The sequence below is a fragment of the Streptomyces sp. MMBL 11-1 genome (assembly GCF_028622875.1).
Taxonomy (GTDB): domain Bacteria; phylum Actinomycetota; class Actinomycetes; order Streptomycetales; family Streptomycetaceae; genus Streptomyces.
Genome location: NZ_CP117709.1, coordinates 1840621 through 1856261 on the forward strand (window position 1 = coordinate 1840621; position 15641 = coordinate 1856261).

Annotated in this window: 16 protein-coding genes; 6 read left to right on the forward strand and 10 right to left on the reverse strand. The window is 72.0% G+C overall.

The annotated features are described in order from the left end of the window. Window positions 1-4: 4 nt before the first annotated feature. On the reverse strand, window positions 5-1015 hold the full coding sequence (locus tag PSQ21_RS07860; protein ID WP_274029696.1) for a helix-turn-helix domain-containing protein: 1011 nt from the start codon (window positions 1013-1015) through the stop codon (window positions 5-7). A 1263-nt stretch (window positions 1016-2278) separates the two neighbouring features. Here PSQ21_RS07860 and PSQ21_RS07865 point away from each other — a divergent pair. Continuing rightward, complete coding sequence (locus PSQ21_RS07865; protein ID WP_274029697.1) at window positions 2279-2677, forward strand: hypothetical protein; 399 nt, start codon at window positions 2279-2281, stop codon at window positions 2675-2677. 122 nt (window positions 2678-2799) lie between these two features. Here the strand turns inward: PSQ21_RS07865 and PSQ21_RS07870 are convergent, their stop codons facing one another. The 5 genes from PSQ21_RS07870 to PSQ21_RS07890 all read right to left on the reverse strand — a co-directional run bounded on the left by PSQ21_RS07870 (window position 2800) and on the right by PSQ21_RS07890 (window position 5815). Beyond that, on the reverse strand, window positions 2800-3366 hold the full coding sequence (locus PSQ21_RS07870; RefSeq protein ID WP_274029698.1) for a GNAT family N-acetyltransferase: 567 nt from the start codon (window positions 3364-3366) through the stop codon (window positions 2800-2802). Beyond that, window positions 3363-3965, reverse strand: coding sequence for a chloramphenicol phosphotransferase CPT (cpt, locus tag PSQ21_RS07875; RefSeq protein ID WP_274029699.1), 603 nt, complete (start codon window positions 3963-3965; stop codon window positions 3363-3365). The genes PSQ21_RS07870 and cpt overlap by 4 nt, the downstream gene beginning before the upstream one ends. A 59-nt stretch (window positions 3966-4024) precedes the next feature. Next, window positions 4025-4852, reverse strand: a complete 828-nt coding sequence (locus PSQ21_RS07880; protein WP_274029700.1) for a M55 family metallopeptidase — start codon at window positions 4850-4852, stop codon at window positions 4025-4027. A gap of 35 nt (window positions 4853-4887) precedes the next feature. Further along, window positions 4888-5361 carry a hypothetical protein gene (locus PSQ21_RS07885; RefSeq protein ID WP_274029701.1) on the reverse strand — a complete coding sequence of 158 codons (474 nt, stop codon included), beginning with the start codon at window positions 5359-5361 and terminating at the stop codon, window positions 4888-4890. Window positions 5362-5509: 148 nt separating this feature from the next. After that, window positions 5510-5815, reverse strand: a complete 306-nt coding sequence (locus PSQ21_RS07890) for a hypothetical protein (RefSeq protein WP_274029702.1) — start codon at window positions 5813-5815, stop codon at window positions 5510-5512. Window positions 5816-5935: 120 nt separating this feature from the next. Between PSQ21_RS07890 and PSQ21_RS07895 the strand changes: the two genes are divergently transcribed. After that, on the forward strand, window positions 5936-6295 hold the full coding sequence (locus PSQ21_RS07895; RefSeq protein WP_274029703.1) for an ArsC/Spx/MgsR family protein: 360 nt from the start codon (window positions 5936-5938) through the stop codon (window positions 6293-6295). Window positions 6296-6307: 12 nt separating this feature from the next. Here PSQ21_RS07895 and PSQ21_RS07900 read toward each other — a convergent pair whose 3' ends face one another. Next, window positions 6308-7234: an alpha/beta fold hydrolase gene (locus PSQ21_RS07900; protein ID WP_274035673.1), complete on the reverse strand. Its 927-nt coding sequence runs from the start codon at window positions 7232-7234 to the stop codon at window positions 6308-6310. A 78-nt stretch (window positions 7235-7312) separates the two neighbouring features. Here PSQ21_RS07900 and PSQ21_RS07905 point away from each other — a divergent pair, with 78 nt between their 5' ends. Continuing rightward, window positions 7313-7807 carry a MarR family winged helix-turn-helix transcriptional regulator gene (locus PSQ21_RS07905; RefSeq protein ID WP_274029704.1) on the forward strand — a complete coding sequence of 165 codons (495 nt, stop codon included), beginning with the start codon at window positions 7313-7315 and terminating at the stop codon, window positions 7805-7807. A 39-nt stretch (window positions 7808-7846) separates the two neighbouring features. Here PSQ21_RS07905 and PSQ21_RS07910 read toward each other — a convergent pair whose 3' ends face one another. Then, on the reverse strand, window positions 7847-8365 hold the full coding sequence (locus PSQ21_RS07910) for a carboxymuconolactone decarboxylase family protein (protein ID WP_274029706.1): 519 nt from the start codon (window positions 8363-8365) through the stop codon (window positions 7847-7849). Between the two features lie 50 nt (window positions 8366-8415). Between PSQ21_RS07910 and pdxR the strand changes: the two genes are divergently transcribed. Continuing rightward, window positions 8416-9822 (forward strand): MocR-like pyridoxine biosynthesis transcription factor PdxR, encoded by a 1407-nt coding sequence (gene pdxR / locus PSQ21_RS07915; protein WP_274029707.1) that lies wholly within the window; start codon window positions 8416-8418, stop codon window positions 9820-9822. A 178-nt stretch (window positions 9823-10000) separates the two neighbouring features. Here the strand turns inward: pdxR and PSQ21_RS07920 are convergent, their stop codons facing one another. Beyond that, on the reverse strand, window positions 10001-10918 hold the full coding sequence (locus tag PSQ21_RS07920; protein WP_274029708.1) for a Gfo/Idh/MocA family protein: 918 nt from the start codon (window positions 10916-10918) through the stop codon (window positions 10001-10003). Window positions 10919-11124: 206 nt separating this feature from the next. Here PSQ21_RS07920 and glnII point away from each other — a divergent pair, with 206 nt between their 5' ends. Further along, window positions 11125-12159, forward strand: a complete 1035-nt coding sequence (gene glnII, locus PSQ21_RS07925; protein WP_274029709.1) for a glutamine synthetase — start codon at window positions 11125-11127, stop codon at window positions 12157-12159. 405 nt (window positions 12160-12564) lie between these two features. After that, window positions 12565-13173, forward strand: coding sequence for a winged helix-turn-helix domain-containing protein (locus tag PSQ21_RS07930; protein ID WP_274029710.1), 609 nt, complete (start codon window positions 12565-12567; stop codon window positions 13171-13173). 150 nt (window positions 13174-13323) lie between these two features. Here PSQ21_RS07930 and PSQ21_RS07935 read toward each other — a convergent pair whose 3' ends face one another. Beyond that, window positions 13324-15471 carry an MMPL family transporter gene (locus tag PSQ21_RS07935; RefSeq protein ID WP_274029711.1) on the reverse strand — a complete coding sequence of 716 codons (2148 nt, stop codon included), beginning with the start codon at window positions 15469-15471 and terminating at the stop codon, window positions 13324-13326. Window positions 15472-15641 lie beyond the last annotated feature (170 nt).

Consider the following 15641-nt stretch of genomic DNA (forward strand, 5'->3'; position numbering starts at 1 on the left):
TCCGTCACCTGAACTCTCCTTGGTCCGAATCGGGTTCGGGCTGTGCCCGGAACCGCCATTCCAGACGGTACCGAGCGTGCAGTGAGGGTGTGGTCGTGATCCACGTGAAAGTCCGCTGGTCACCGTCGTCCCTGCGGATGGGCGGGGTGCGCAGCGGCGAGGCTTCGGCGGTCATGGATGTCTCGGTGCCCCAGACGACGGGATCGAGAGCAGCCGGGAAGGCCAGCTGTACTTCGAGTTGCTCGGTGGGCAGACGTACGGCTCGTTGGAACCAGTTGCCCCACTTCTCGTGGCCCACCGTGTACGCGTACTCGATCCAGACGGACTCGCCCGGGTAGAGAGGGAAGCGGCCGTGCTCGTTGTCGAAGAGCAGCCAGACTTCCTTGAAGGCATCACGGTCGTGCTTCGACTGCCACCGCATCGACTCGCCTCGGCACGTTGCAGTGAGATCGAGCTCCTCCCAGGTCAGGGGGTGCGCTCGGTAGTGGGCGTTGGATTGCTCGGGGTCACCGGGGTAGCGGTCGACGGAGATACGGATCAAGTAACGGGTCACCGGCTCGGTGCCGGTATTTCGCAGTAATCGGCGCATGGTGAGCCGGTAGGAGCGGCCGTCGTAGCGGAGGAAGGCCGCGTCGTGTTCAACGACGAGAGCTGAATCGGTCGCGTACGGCTGCTCGGGACGGCGGGGAGCCGGCGGAGCTGAAGGAGTAAGGCTCGTGCGCCCCCGCGCCTTCTCGTACATACGCCATCGCCGCCAGATGGACTTCCCTGCGTTCAGCGCCTCGTCGGCCAGCCGAGCGAAGTCCTCACTGGGCTTGTGGCGACCCGACTCCACGTGGCTGACGTAGGAAGGGTCGAAGCCCATCGCCCTGGCCAGAGCCCGTTTGGACATGCCGCGTACCTCGCGCCAACGTGCCACTTCCGCCGCGAAGTCCTCGGCTGCCTGGTCGACGGTGATCTCTTGGCCTTGCGCGTCCATCGAAAGACCCGCCCCCGGGTGATGGTCAGTGAGCATGAATGAACCGTGAGTGATCACAGTTCATCATCCCCTCACGGCCCACGTCACCGGTTTCCTTTCCTCATCACCCCGGATCGACCTGTCCGGGCAGCTGAGGAAGGCGAAACTCCATGCACATTTTGTATCTGCTCAACATCTCCAACCCTGATCGTCTGTCCGCTGATTCGGGATGGATCTTCGCGGACCTGCTTGCTCCGGCGTTGGTGGACACCGGAGCGAGCGTGACCGTGGCCGCACCGGCAGCAGTCGGGGACGAACGTTGCGGCTTCTATCTGACCGGGGTGCCAGAAACGAAGTACCGGGCACGGTTTTCGTCCGACCTCGACGAGTTGGTGGAACTGATCCGGGAAGAGCGGCCGGACGTGGTGGTAGCGAACCAGATCGAGGAGGCTTCCGCGCTACGCATCGCCCTGATGGAGGCCGGATCGAACGCGCTGCTGGTCGGCTACTGCCACTACCTTCCGTTCTCGTTCGCTGACCAGGGGCTCCTGCTGGACCCCGCCATGAACGACGCAGGAATGGGCAGGCCCGTGCTGCTGGCGTTCGCCGCCGGGTTGGCCGCTTGCGACCGGGTACTGGTCCACTCCGGAGTTGCCGCGTCATGGGTGTCCGCGGCTGCCGCGCGGCTGACGGTGAATCTCGATGACAAGCTACGGGTCGTACCCGCTCCCCGCGACGAAAGGCTCGTTCGAGACCCCGCCCATGCCAAGCCCGAGTACAGCTCCAGTTCGATCGGCGTATACAACCACCGGCTGTACGCGCACTACGGAACCGGGCAGTTCGTGGATCTCGCACGGCAACTCGCCGCCTCCGGGACGGTGCGACTGAGGGTCATGGATCTTTTCGGGCCACGTCGGGCTGGACGGAAAAGCCTGGACGACAGCCCTGAACGGATGCGCGACCAGCTCGCCGCCCTGTCGCATGTGCAGCTCGTGTCCGACCGAGGTGACCGGCTCCGCTACAAGAACCTCCTGGCCGGCGCCCGCTTCGGCATCGCCCCGTTCCGCCCCGGCTGCCCTTGGTCGATGAGCGTGATCGACTGCCAGGGCATGGGCCTACCGGTCATCGCGCCCCGACTGGGCTGGCTCGCCGAGCACATCGATACCGAGCTCTGCTTCACCACAGCGGCTGAAGCCGTCGACTCGCCGAACGCCTCGCCGTTGACGACGAGTTCCACTCCTTGCACGCCAAGCGTGCTTACGCCTCCACCGCTGACTTCACACCCACGCTGGTCGCCGCACGCTACTTGGAGGCCCTGTCGTGACGATCTTCGACGCCGTTCTCCTGTCGTACGACGAGCCCATGGCCGACAGTCTGCACTCGCGGCTGCAGCGGACTCTTGGGGGGTCCGTCAAACGGCTGCACGGGGTGCACGGGATGCGCAGGGCCTACCGGCTGTGCGCCGAGGTCGTGGACCGCGAGCAGTTCCTCCTGGCCGATGGGGACTTCGCCATTGCCGCCGGCTTCGATGTGGCTGCAGTCGAACCGCTCAACGAGGCGGTGTCCATGCGGGTGTGGCAGGCGATCAACCCGGTCAACGGCCTGTCTTATGGATACGGCGGGCTCAAGCTCATCCGTCGCAGCGCCCTGCGTGAGATGGGTCTCTGGACGGCGGCCTTGTCCGGAAGGAGCTGGCGCAGCAGCGATCCTCGCCCATGAAGCCTCCCGAGCCCGTCGGTCGATGCACTCAAGGCATCGTCAAGGAGGCACACACTCCGCGACCGTCGCCCCGCACATTTCGGCTGACTCCAGCTGCAGGGCGACCAGTTGCCGACTCGCCCTCACCGCAGCGAAGGCCGCGCCCTTCCCGCCCAGAACTCGTCCGCCGTGATGCCCAGCAGGACCACGTCGTGGTACGTGCCCGCGAAGAACTCGTGCTGGCGCAGGCGGCCCTCCTCCACGAAGCCGAGTTTGCGGTAGAGGGCCAGGGAGGCGTCGTTGAAGGCGTAGACCTCCACCTCGCACTTGTGGCTGCGCTGTTCGGCGAACATGTAGGTGAGGACCAGTTCGGAGGCCTCGGCCGCGTAGCCCTGGCGGCGGTGTTCCCGGGTGACCTCGATGCCCGTACGGAAGCGGCCCGCCCGGGCGTCCGTCTCGCCCACGGACACCGCGCCGACGAAGGCGTGCTCGAAGCGGGTCTCGATGACCAGGTGGTACGCGGCCGGGTTCGGGGTGCGGCCGGCGCGCTCGGTGGCCCAGGCTCGGAAGCTCTCGTCCGAGCGGGGCGGCTCGACCACGTCGGCGTTGCGGGCGTCCACCGTGTGCAGGGCCAGGGCCCGGAAGCCCTCCCAGTCCTGCGGTTCGATGCCCCGCAGGCGTACTCTCTCGCCGGTCCACAGGTCGGTCATCGCTCTCCACTGTTTCGGGGGCCCGTGCGGGGGCCGGGTTGCGGTGAGGTGGTGGTGCGGTGCTGGTGCGCGAGGTGGGCGGCGATGGTTCTCGCGCAGGTCAGGGACTCCGCGTGGGTCGTGTCGACCTCCAGGTCGTACACCACGCCCCGGTGGACCGCCTCCGCCTGTGCCGCTGCCATGCCCCTCGGGCGGTCTCCCCGGGCGATCTCGCGGGCCTCCGCGACCGTGCCGTCGCAACGGACGCCCACCCAGCAGACGTTCACGCCCGTCAGTGCCTTCCGCCACGGTTCCTGGGAGGCCGGGCCGCCGAGGAACACGTCGTCGACGATGACCTTGGCGCCTGCGCGGGCCATCGCCGCGACGCCCTCGCGCCAGGCCGCCTCCAGCCTGCGGAACTCCGGTCCGACCGCCACGCCGCCGTCCTCGGCGAACTCGATGCCCGCGTCCGAGGTGCGCAGGGACGCGGGCAGCGAGTCGACGAACGCGTCGATCGCGGCGGCGAGCCACGGGTCCGGCAGCTCCGCCTGGAGGCAACGGACGATGCCGGACTTGCCGGAGCTGGACCCGCCGTTCAGCACGATCACCTGGGTTGTCACCCGGTCACAGTAGAGGGAACCGGTACGGTGTTCGACGCGTTTTGGGCGACGCCGTTCGGTCAGGCGGGCTTGATCGTGGCGAGTTGCGCGAGCAGCAGGATCAGCCGGTAGGCCGTCGCGTAGTCGGGTGACGTGAAGGTGACCGTACGAGCGCCGTCGGCGCGTGAGACGCCCGGGACGAGGGTCGCCAGGTCGATGGTGTGCGGGCTCGCGAGGTCGACCGCCACGTCCAGGGAGCCGGTGAGGGCAAGGGGCGGGATCTCGGCGCGGCGGGTCACCGCGTCCGCCGCCGCCCGGCGGAGCCGGTCCCGGGCCTCCTCCGGGTGCAGTGTCACGGCGGCCCCCATGCCCAGGGCCTCCTTGACCGGGACGGTGACCGCCGCGGGCACCAGGTCGGTCAGCTCGGCGCAGGCCGCGTCGTCGCCGCTGAGCAGGACGACCGGGACGCCGAGGTGGCCGGCCATGGCCGCGTTGAGCCCGATCTCGCCCAGGGAGCGGCCGGACACCCGTACGCCGAGGATCTCGCCGTTCATGGTGTGCGCCAGTACGCCCGGCCCCTCGCCGGCGCGGACGTGGTAGCCGACGAAGAGCGCGGCGTCGGTGTCCGCGTCGAGCCCGGCGAGCATGTTCAGCGCGCGCGGCTTGCCCCGGACCAGGCGGGCCCGGCGGTCGAGCTGTTCCGGCAGGAGGTTGCGGAAGGTGCCGTGCGCGTCGGCGACCAGCACCTCGGCCGTGGGGTCGGCGTCCAGGACGCCCGCGACGACCGCGTTCGCGTCGGCGGTCATCAGCTCCCGGCCGCGCTGGTAGTCGTAGCGCTCGGGGTTCGTCTCGGAGGAGTGGACGATCCCCGAGATGCCTTCCATGTCGACCGAGATCAGTAGCTTCATGAGGTCCTGAGCCTACTCCCGTACGCGTGGCCGGGTCAGGAGCCGGCGAGGCTCGTCCGTGCCGCGTCCATGAACGCGGTCTTGGCCGCCTCCAGGTGCTCGTTGACCTCGATGCCCCCGATGTCACGCCACACCGCCGCGTTGAGGGCGTGGCCGTACGTCCTCACGGGCTCGCGCAACGCCTCGTCGCACAGGAGCATGACATTGCCGGACGCGGTCCACAGCGCGGTCATGACCGGGCCCGTCCGCGTCATCCAGCCGTCCTCGTCGTCACCCCACGGATCGGGGCGGCTGTAGGCGGCCCGTTCCGCCGCCAGGGTGCAGGCGACGAACTCCTTGAGCACAGCGATCTGTTCGGCCCGGCGGCTCTCCGTGGTGGCCACGGTCTGGCGGCGTTCCTCAACGCGTTCCGCCGAGCGCTGGGTGGCGCGCTGGGCGAGAGCCGTCAGGCCGCCCCCCAGCGCGACCCCGGCGAGCGATATGGCCGAAGTCCACAGATCGGCTGCCACGGTGATGCTCCTTCGCCCGTTCCCTGTTCCGCCTGTTTCTCTGTCCGGTCGGGCCATGGTCCCTCACGGCGGAGCCCGGCAGCCGGGTGCCCCCGGGCACGTCGCTCGACGTGTCCGGGGGCGGGGGCGTGGCTCTGGTCGGTTCCGGTCAGCGGCCGTAGCGGATCAGGGCGCGGACCATGCGGCAGGTGGTGTCGGACGGCGGGTGGACGCCGAGGCGCTCGGCGGTGATCCGTATCCGGTGGTTTCCGGCGCTGGAGGGCTGGTAGACCCCGCTGTCGAGCAGGGCGATGGCCAGGCGCATGGCCTTGAGGCGGCGGTTGTGGGAGACGTACCACTCGCGGGGGCGGCCCGCGGGCAGTCGCTTCTTCGGCAGCGGGGTGGGAAGCGGCGGGTGGAAGGGCATCGGGAGCTGTCGGTCGCGCGGCTCGGTCGTGACTGTGGCAACAGCCATTCGGCATCCTCCTGGCAGCGTGGTGGAACCCTCACGAACTCCCTCCATTTTACTGCCCCCCACTGACAATCGCCCCTGGCCAGAGCCTGTTTGAGCAGTCTCTCGCGTAACCTTGGCCCCATGGAGATCTGGATCAATCCGGCCTGTTCTAAGTGCCGCGGCGCGCTCACCCTGCTCGATGCGGAAGGGGCCGACTACACCGTCCGCCGCTACCTGGAGGACGTGCCCTCGCCCGAGGAGATCCGGGCCGTGCTGGACCGGCTCGGTCTGGAGCCGTGGGACATCACGCGGACCCAGGAGGCGGCGGCGAAGGAGCTGGGGCTGAAGGAGTGGCCGCGAGAGGCCGGTTCGCGGGAGCGGTGGATCGTCGCGCTGTCGGAGCACCCGAAGCTGATCCAGCGGCCGATCATCACCGCCGAGGACGGCACGGCCGTGGTGGCGCGGAGCGAGGAAGCGGTGCGGGACGCGCTGGGGCGGTAGCGGACGACGCCGTCACTCCGCCGGGAGCCCGGTGAGGAACCCGTCCAGACGGCGGTTGATCTCGGCCGCCGCCGGGGCGTGCATCGGCAGCGTGTGGTGGGTCGCGCCGGGGACCACGTACGTCGGGGCGCCCGGCAGTGAACGGTCGACCGCCCGCGCGGTACGGGCGGGGTCGAGCGCGCGGCCGTGCTCCGCGAGCAGGACGAGCGTCGGCACGGCGAGGCCCCGCAGAGCCTGCCGGTCGGGGCGCGGACCGGTGACCGGGCGCACGGCGGGGAACCGGGCGCCTTCCTCGTACAGGCGCAGCCAGTCGGCGTCCAGCCCGGCCCCGGCCGTCTCCCAGGTCAGGAACGCGCGGGCCCGCCGCGGTGTCGGACGGAGCAGCAGCGGAAGGGCGCGCAGGAGGTAGCCGGGGCGGAAGCCCGTGAAGCACTGCGTGGGGTCGACGAGCACCAGTCCGGCCAGGTGCCCGGGGCCCGTGTGGAGAGCATGGTGGAGCGCGATCCAGGCCCCGTAGGAGTGTCCGGCGAGCACGGGCCCGCGACCTGCGGCGGCGCCCAGCGCCTCCAGCACCACGCCCAGCCAGCCCGTCAGGTCCGCCACGGTGCGGATCGGGCGCCCCCCGCGTGTGCTGCGCCCCGGCTCGCCGATCAGGTCGAGCGCGTGCACCCGGTGCTTCCGGCCGAGGTGGGCCGCCTGTGCGTGCCAGACGGTGGAGGTCGCTCCGCCGCCGGGCAGCAGGACCACGGGCGGGGCCATGGCGTCGGCGGGGCCGTGGCTCGTGACGTGCGTGGTGCCGTACGGGGTCGGGATGCGCGAGGTCGTGGTTCCCTCGGGCCAGCATGCGGTCAGGACCTCGTCGTAGGCGGCGAGGAAGGAGGGGGACGGGGGCCGGGCGCCCGGAGCTCCCGCGGATCCGGTGCTGTGGGACGGCGGCATGGCACGGCCTCTCGTCGGCGTCTTCGGCTGCCTCATCGGGGATATTATCTCGCCGAGCGAGAGAATGGAGGGGCGAGGATGGCCGAAGAGCCGGACGGCGGGCCGGAAGCGCGCAGCGAGCTGATCCATCTGCTGCGCAAGGTGACCGTCGAATTCGGTTTGCGACAGGCGGAGTTCGCCGCGCGCAACGGGATGCACCCCACCGACGTACGGGCTCTGATCTGTCTGCTCGACGCCGAGCGGGCCGGGACCGCCGCGACCGCCGGCCTGCTCGGGGCACGGCTCGGACTGCACTCCGCGGGGACGACGGCGGTCGTCGACCGACTGGTGCGGCTGGGGCATGTGACGCGCACGCGCGACCCGCGCGACGGGCGCCGTGTGCTCCTGGCGGTCGACGAGCGGGCGGTGGAGCTGGGACGGGCCTTCTTCGGGCCCTTCATCGGGGCCGCGGACACGGTGTTGCGGGGGCTCGACGCCCGGGAGACGGACGCCGTACGCCGGTTCCTGACGGCGGCGCACGAGGCGGTGGCCCGGCCTCCGGGAGACGGGCCCGGGCCCGGCGGCCCCACCTGATGCGGCCCCCGGGTCCGGGCCGGGGGCCCGGCCGAGGGCTCAGCGATCGTCCGTGCCCGCGCGCTTGGCGGTGGACAGGGCTATGCGGTTCCAGGTGTTGATCGTGAGGATCAGGGCCAGCAGGTGGGCCAGCTCCTCCTCGTCGAAGTGGGCCGCCGCCCGGCCGTAGACCTCGTCCGGCACGCCGGCGTCCCCGATCCGGGTGACCGCGTCCGTCAGGGCCAGCGCGGCCCGTTCGTGCTCCGCGAAGAAGTGCTTCGCCTCCTGCCACACCGCGACCATGTGCAGGCGCTCCTCGCTCTCGCCCGCCTTCCGCGCGTCCGTGGTGTGCATGTGCAGGCAGTACGCGCACTGGTTCAGGTGCGAGGCGCGGATCTGGACCAGCTCGACCAGCGTCGGGTCCAGCCCGGCGCGGGCCGCCGCGTCCAGGCCGATCACGGCCCGGAAGACCTTCGGGGCGCTCTTCGCGAAGTCCAGCCGGCCGCCGGCGTCGTTGCTCCGGACGGCGGGGGCCGGGGTGGTGGTGCGGTCGTTCGTCTTGATCTCCGTCGTCGTCATGGGTACGAATCTAGGGCGACGGGCGACTGGGTGCGGGGTGCATTTCTGTGATGAATTCATGGGTCAATTCGGCGGAGATCCTGGGCAGCGACCTGCCCCTGGAGCTCTCCGGAACCGGTAACCGCCGGGCCCTGCTGATGGACGCGCTGCGCGAGGCGGTGCGCAGCGGGCGGCTCGCCCCCGGTACCCGGCTGCCGCCCTACCGTTCCCTCGCCGCCGATCTCGGCCTCGCCCGCAACACCGTCGCCGACGCGTACGCGGAACTTGTCGCGGAAGGGTGGCTCGCCGCCCGGCAGGGCTCGGGGACCCGGGTCGCCGAGCGGGCCGTCCCGGTCACCCCCGCGCACCGGCCGCGCACCCCCGAGCGCACCGCCCGCCCGGTCCATGACCTGGTCCAGGGGCAGCCGGATCCCTCGGTCTTCCCGCGCACCGCCTGGCTGGCCTCGGCGCGGCGTGCGCTCGCCGCCGCCCCCGACGACGCGTTCGGCCCCGGCGATCCGCACGGGCGGCCCGAGCTGCGGCGGGCCCTCGCCGGCTATCTGGCCCGGGTGCGCGGGGTGCGGGCCGCGCCGGAGCGGATCGTGCTGTGCTCGGGGGCCGCGCACGGGCTGCGGTTGCTGGCGGAGGTGGTGGGCGGTCCGTGGGCGGCGGAGGAGTACGGCCTGCCGTTCCACCGTGCGCTCCTCGCCTCCCACGGGGTCGGTACCCGGCCGCTCGGCGTGGACGCGGACGGCGCCCGGGTCGACGGGCTCACCCGCCACGACCGTGCCGTGCTCCTCACCCCTGCCCACCAGTTCCCCACCGGCGGGCCGCTGCACCCCGTGCGGCGGGCGGCCGTCGTCGACTGGGCGCGGGCCACCGGCGGCCTCGTCGTGGAGGACGACTACGACGGGGAGTTCCGCTACGACCGGCAGCCCGTGGGGGCTGTTCAAGGGCTGGATCCCGAGCATGTGGTGCTGGTGGGGTCGGTGAGCAAGAGCCTCTCCCCCGCCCTGCGGATCGGGTGGATGGTGCCGCCCGAGCGACTGGTGGCGCCGCTCGTCGCGGCGAAGGGCGAGCGGGAGCAGTTCTCCAGCGCCACCGAGCAGTTGACGCTCGCGGACTTCGTCGAGTCGGGCGCGTACGACCGGCAGGTCCGCCGGATGCGGCAGCGCCACCGCCGCCGCCGGGACCAGCTGGTGGCGGCCCTGGAGCGGCGGGCCCCGCACGTCCGGGTCACCGGGATCGCGGCCGGTCTGCACGCGGTGCTGGAGCTGCCGCCCGGCACCGAGCGTTCGGCGGTCCGGGCGGCGGCCTGGCAGGGGCTGGCGGTGGAGGGCCTCAACGACTACCTGCACCCGGGGGCGGGGCAGGCGGAGGGCCCCCGGGACGGGCTCGTCGTCGGGTACGCGACGCCTGCCGAGCCCGCCTACCCGGAGGCGCTGGAGGCCCTGTGCCGGGCCCTGCCGCCGGGGTGAGGCGGTGGCGGGGGGGGCGCGAGGTGCCGCACGCCCGCGCCCCTCGCTCCTGCCGGTCGGCCCGGCTGCGCCCCTCGCTCCTGCCGGTCGGACCGCCCGCGCCTGCTTCTCGGCCGGTCAGGCCGCCCGTGCCCGGGTCGCCGCCGCTCAGCCCCGCCTGCGCCTGCGTCCGGGCCGGTCAGGCCGCCCGTGCCTGCCTCTCCGCCGCCACCAGCAGCTCCGTGGGGTGGAGGCCGAAGCGCGCGTCGCAGGCGTGCGGCACTCCCGTGCGTACCGCTTCGGCCAGGGCGTCCACCGCGCCCCGGAACGCCGTCTCCGCCCCGTCCCAGCCGGGGACCGACGCCGTGCCCCGCTCGCCCCGGAACTCGATCTCCACGCCCGCCGCACCGGGCGGGGCACTGAGCCCGAGGGTCACCGTGCTGGACGCGCCGGAGGTGTGGCGCAGGATCAGGTGCGTGGTGTCGGCCGGCCCCCGGGCGGCGGTGAGGTGCTCCACGTCCCCCAGGACCGGGATCAGCACGGAGAGCGCGTGCGGGCCGACGTCCCACAGGCCCCCCTTCTCGCGCCGCCACGGGGAGTCCGCGTACTCACTGGTCGAACCTGCCGCGTAGAGCGATCCCAGCCACTGGGCGCGAGCCGTGAACCAGCCGCCCACCGCGGCCTGTTCGGCGATCCACGCGGAGGTCTCGGGAGCGAACCGGAGCGTGCAGAAGACGACCGAGGCGACCCCCGCCCTCTCCGCCGCCCCGGCCACCGCGCGGGCCCCCTCGACCGTCGTGGCGACCGGCTTGTCCATCAGGAGGTGGCAGCCCGCCTCGGCGGCGCGGACCGCGAGCGGGGCCTGGACGTCCGGCGGCAGCGCGAAGGCCACCGCGTCGCTCGCCCCGAGAAGTGCGTCGATGCCCTCCTCACCGGTGTAGGCGCGGGTGCCGTGGGCGGCGGCGAGAGCGTCGGCCGCCTCGGCCCTGCGCCCCCACACCCCGCTCAGTTCCACGCCGGGATGGGCGGCGAGCGCGGGGGCATGGGTGTTGCGCGCCCAGGGACCGGCGCCGAGGAGGCCGATGCGCAGGGGTGCGGTGGCAGCAGCTGGTGTCATGGTGGCCAGTGTGCCCGGTGCGCGGACAGGGCCGCGTATGCGGTGGCGGCAGGGCGCCGGAACCGCCCTCGATCTCGCGTGGCCTTCCGGGCGCGGCCCTGCGAACGCCCGAGGTAACACGGGGTTCACATCCGGGCAACGGACGGGAAATCGCGTCTTGCCAAGCTGCGCCGCATAGACCGCTGCACCCGCAAAGGATGGCGTCCGTGACGTTCAAGGCTGAGTACATCTGGATAGACGGCACCGCGCCGACCGCCAAGCTTCGCTCCAAGACGAAGATCATCGACGGCGTGCCGTCGGGAGGCGTGGCGGAGCTGCCCGTCTGGGGATTCGACGGTTCCAGCACCAACCAGGCCGAGGGTCACGCGTCCGACCGGGTGCTGAAGCCCGTCTTCACCTGCCCGGACCCGATCCGCGGCGGCGACGACATCCTCGTCCTGTGCGAGGTCTTCGACATCGACATGACGCCGCACGAGTCCAACACCCGCGCCGAGCTGCGGCCGGTCGCGGAGCGGTTCGCGGGTCAGGCCCCGATCTTCGGCATCGAGCAGGAGTACACCTTCTTCGACGGCCACCGCCCGCTCGGCTTCCCCGAGGGCGGCTTCCCGGCCGCGCAGGGCGGCTACTACTGCGGTGTCGGCGCGGACGAGATCTTCGGCCGCGAGATCGTGGAGAAGCACCTCGACAACTGCCTGGCGGCGGGGCTCGGCATCTCGGGCATCAACGCCGAGGTCATGCCCGGTCAGTGGGAGTTCCAGGTGGGGCCGCTGTCCCCGCTGGAGGTCTCCGACCAGCTGTGGGTGGCCCGTTGGCTGCTCTACCGCACCGCCGAGGACTTCCAGGTCTCCGCCACCCTGGACCCCAAGCCGGTCAAGGGCGACTGGAACGGCGCGGGCGCGCACACCAACTTCTCCACCAGGGCCATGCGTGAGGGCTACGGCGCGATCATCACCGCGTGCGAGTCGCTGGGCGAGGGCTCCAAGCCGCTGGACCACGTGAAGAACTACGGCGCGGGCATCGACGACCGGCTCACCGGCCTGCACGAGACCGCCCCGTGGAACGAGTACAGCTACGGCGTCTCCGACCGCGGCGCCTCGGTCCGTATCCCGTGGCAGGTCGAGCAGGACCGGAAGGGCTACATCGAGGACCGCCGTCCCAACGCCAACGTCGACCCGTACGTCGTCACCCGGCTGATCGTCGACACCTGCTGCACCGCGCTGGAGAAGGCCGGCCAGGCCTGAATCCCGACGCCGGTCACGGCAGAGGGGCCCGCCGGTTCGGCGGGCCCCTCTGCCGTGCGGTGGGTTCGGGCTCTTCCTCCGTGCGGTGCGGGCCCCTCCTCCGTGGGCGGTGACGGCCCGGCGTGAGGAACGTGACGCCACGGGCCCGTACCGACGGGTGAGAGAAGCCTGATGCACCGCCGCGATGTCTGCTTCAATGGGCACATGGCCAGCTACCAGCACCTCGCGTCGGGTCGCAGCGACCTCGAACCGTTCTGGCCTTCCCGTCAGCACCATGATTTCGACCGGGTGTGTTGCCGCGCGTGGAACGCGCAGGCCCTCTAAAGCCGCTCACCCCGGCCTTCGGTCCGCGCGCACGACGCAAGTCCGTCCCTGACGACTCCTCGCGCGAAAGAGCTGACCCCCATGGCGAACACCCGTACTCTCTCCGCCGCGTCCGCCGCCACCACGGCGCCCCCGGCACCCGCTGCGGCCCGTCCCACCCGTTCCCTCCCCTCCCACCCGAACCGGCACCGGCTGCGCGCGGTCGACCGTGACGAGGCCGCCGGGCCGGCCGATGTAGCGGGCTTCCTCCCGCCCGGGGCCACGTGGATCCCCGCCCCGCAGCACACTCTGCCCACCCTGCCCGGACAGCCGCCGATGGTCGGCTACCTGGTGCTCGTACCGGCCGACCAGCGGCCGGCGCCGGTCCCGGCCGCCGATGCGGGGTCGCCCGCCGACGCGGGGACGCCCGCCGGACCGGTCCGGATCGACGCCGCCCGGCGTACGGCTTCGGTCGACGGTGTCGCCCTCGACCTCACGTACCTGGAGTTCGAGCTGCTGTCCCACCTGGTGGCGCACCCGCACCGGGTGCACACCCGCGACCAGTTGGTGACCACCGTGTGGGGCTACGGGCACGTGGGCGACGGGCGCACCGTCGACGTCCATGTCGCCCGGCTGCGCCGCAAGCTCGGTGCCCAGTACCGCCGTTCGATCCAGACGGTCCGGCGGGTCGGGTACAAGTACACGCCCTGACCGCCCGGTTCGCCCCGCACGCCCGACGGCCCCGGGCCACGGTCTCTCCTCACCGTGGTCCGAGGCCGTCCGGGGTCGTCCGGGGCAGTCCCGGGCAGTCCGGGACCGTCCGGGGCAGTCCGGGGCCGTCCGGGGCAGTCCGGGGGGCTGTCAGACCCGCTGGGCCGCCGGAGCCTGCGCGTCCACCGGTCCGGCCGCATCGCCGTAGCCGTCGTGGCTCTCGCCCTCCAGGCTCGGCAGGCGCGAAAGGCCGCGCGGCGTACGCCAGTTGCGCTCACCCAGGAGCAGCATCACGGAGGGCAGCAGCACCATCCGTACGACGGTGGCGTCCAGCAGCACCGCGACGGCCAGGCCGACGCCCATCTGCTGCATGTCCTGCATGGACAGCGTGCCGAACACCGCGAACACCGCCACCATGATGGCCGCCGCTCCGGTGACCGCCCCGGCCGTGCGGCGGATGCCGGTCTCGATCGCGGCCCGGTTGTCCAGGCCGCCGCCGCGCGCCTCCCGGATCCGGGAGACGACGAACACGTGGTAGTCCATGGACAGACCGAACAGGACGACGAGGACGAACAGCGGCATCCAGGCCTCGATCGCGCCGACGCCCTCGGAACCGATGAGGGAGGCGCCCCAGCCGTGCTGGAAGACGGCGGTCATCACCCCGTAGGAGGCGGCCACCGAGAGCAGATTGAGGACGATGGACGTCACGGCGATGACGTAGCTGCGGAAGCAGAACAGCATGAGCAGGAAGGTGACCGCCGTGATGAAGGCGAAGACCGGGACGATGCCGCGTCGGAGCTGGTCGTTGAAGTCGACCGATCCGGCGGTCTCCCCCGTGACACGGGCCTGCGCCCCGGTGCCGTCGAACGCGGCGGGCAGGCGCTTCTCGCGGAGTTCGGTGAGGTCGGCCGTGCCGCCGGGGAGGGGGATCTCGACCTCGGCGACGTTCTCGGCGCGGTGGACGGTGACGTCCTCGAACCCGTCGAGGGCCTTGGTGACCTCGGGGGCGGTGATGTCGGGCGCGGTGACGACGACGAGGGCGGGAGCGGGGCCGCCGGGGAAGCTGTCGGTGATGCGGTTGTAGGAGATGGAGAGCTGCGCGTCGGAGCCGAACTGCTTCTCCAGACCGAGGGATTCGGTCTTCATGCCGAGGGCGGGCGCGGCGAGGGCGAGCAGCAGGACGACGGCGGCGACGGCGAACGTACGGGGCCGGGCGAGGACGGGGCCGAGCACCCGGCCGACGATGCGGCCACTGCCGGCCTGGCCGTGCTTGGCGCGGCGGTTCAGCAGGGGAACGCGGCCCGCGTCGATGCGGTCGCCGAGCCAGGAGAGCAGGGCGGGCAGGACGGTGACCGAGCCGATCATGGCGATGAACACGACGATGATCGTGGCGAGCGCGAAGCCCTTGAACAGCATGAGCCCGGAGAGGAACATGCCGCCCATCGCGACCATCACGGTGAGGCCGGAGACGAGGACCGCCCGGCCGCTGGTGGCGGCCGCGATGCGCAGGGCGGTCTCGGCGTCCCGTCCGGCGGCGCGCTCGTCGCGCTCGCGGCGCAGGTAGAAGAGGCAGTAGTCGACGCCGACGGCGAAGCCCATCAGGAACATCACGGAGTACGTGGTCTGGAACAGGTGCAGCTGGTGGCTGGCGATCGACAGGAGGCCGAAGGCGGCCATGCACGCGGTGAGGGCGAGCCCGACCGGGAGCAGGGCGGCGACCACCGCGCCGAAGGCGACGAGGAGGATGCCGAGGGCCAGCGGTACGGCGGTGAACTCGGCCTTCTTGAAGTCCTCGGCCAGCAGATCGCCGAGCCACTTGCCCGCGCTGGCCTCGCCGAACTGGTGGATCTCGGTGTCCGGATGGCCCCTGCCCACGGCGGCGACCGCGTCCAGGACGGGCTGGATCCGGTCGGAGGAGGTGGCGGCCTCGCCCTTCATCTCGAAGGTGATCAGGGCGTCCTTGCCGTCCTCGGAGGCGACGGGCGGGGCGATGTTCTGCGTTTCGCCCGTGTCCCGTACGGCGGTGGCGAGGGCTTCGGCGGCCGGCTTCCAGTCGCCCGCGGCGGGGGCGGAGACCATGACGAGTTCGCCCGCGGGCTTGTCGAGTCCGGCGTCGAGGAGGATCTGTTCGGCGCGGGCGGACTCGCCCGCACCGTTCTCCGCGTCGGTCATCTCGACCATGCCGGTGGCCCCGCCGACGCCCGTGGCGAGCACGACGAAGAGCAGCCAGCCGAGTACGGCCGTCTTGCGATGGTGGGTGCTCCACACGCCGATGCGTGCGGCGAGATTGCGCCTCATACGGTTTCTCCCCCGGAGGTAAGCGTCAGGTAAGTGATCGGGACGCTTCGAATCTAGGAATCGGACGCGGCGCGCCCCAGCCGTCGGGGCCCCCGGTCGCGGAGGCGTAGGGGGCGGATCGGGGGGTGGTGCCAGGTACACCCCCGCCGGGTGGCGGACCGGCTGACGCG